Annotated in this window: 1 protein-coding gene; it reads right to left on the bottom strand. The window is 44.4% G+C overall.

What is annotated here, in order from left to right:
* Window positions 1-136: 136 nt before the first annotated feature.
* The gene (locus tag F6K49_RS53000) at window positions 137-577 is read right to left on the bottom strand and encodes a Nif11-like leader peptide family natural product precursor (RefSeq protein ID WP_293111167.1); all 441 of its coding nucleotides are present in this window, start codon (window positions 575-577) and stop codon (window positions 137-139) included.
* Between the last annotated feature and the right edge of the window lie 430 nt (window positions 578-1,007).

Here is a 1,007-nt window from a genome sequence, read left to right as displayed (position 1 = left end):
TTCAATTTTCTTACCCCGACACCCGACACCCGATTCCCGATTCCCGATTCCCGATTCCCGATTCCCGACTCCCTACTCCCGACTCCGTAGACTATGAAATATTGTCTGTGTTCACGTCTGTTGAAATATAAACAATTTAATCACGAGGCATGATAGCGCCATACAATGCGATCGCTTGAGGAGGTTTCGGTCCAACCTCGATCGGTGGCGATATCACTGCTCCATAGAGGGGCTGAATCTCAATCGGTGGCTTTTCTATAGGTGGCTTTTGTATGGGTGGACGGATGGGATGTATAGGTCGCCATGGCCAACCACAGTAGCCTCTAAACACGCCACCAACAAGTACTTCTAGGTCTTCTTCAGTGAGATTCTTGAAATTATCGTCTAAATCTCTAAGCTTATTTTCATCAAGAATTTTAGCTGTGGTAGTTTCCAAGTCTTCTGGTGTGAAATCGTAGCCAGCATCTCGCACCATAGTTTGGTAGTCTTCTGGATTTGCAGCATCTTCAAGCTGGCTACGGAAATTTTTATCAGCAGCTAAGCGCTTAAAGAAAAGGATTACACTTTCTAAAAACATAAACTTTATCCAACCGTTTCTACTATAAATAGAAACCCTATAGCATAACGTTGTCTCGCCAATCTGGCTAAAGTTACAAATCTTCTTAATAAAAGACACAGGATTTTTTCCCTACCCGAACAGCTTGGCACAGACTTCGACGCTGATAGCTGTTCGCGCAGCGTGCGCGTAGCGCTTAAGCTGATAGCTGATAGCTGATAGCTGATAGCTTACCCGATTCCCGATTCCCGATTCCCTATTCCCTTTTGTAACTGATTAACCGGACTTGATCTGACTCGCCTACCTCTACCGATCTTTTTTTTTAAAACCTGGGAACTTTCAGGTCACCTGTGCGTCTGGGGATGGTGTTTGAGAGGCTATCAACTCTGATAACTAAGGAGTTGAGCTATCTGGAAGAGTTATCTAAATCAGGAGAGTTGTGTTCTATGTC

The sequence above is a fragment of the Moorena sp. SIO3I6 genome (genome assembly GCF_010672095.1).
This window is presented reverse-complemented; position numbering and strand designations above follow the sequence as displayed.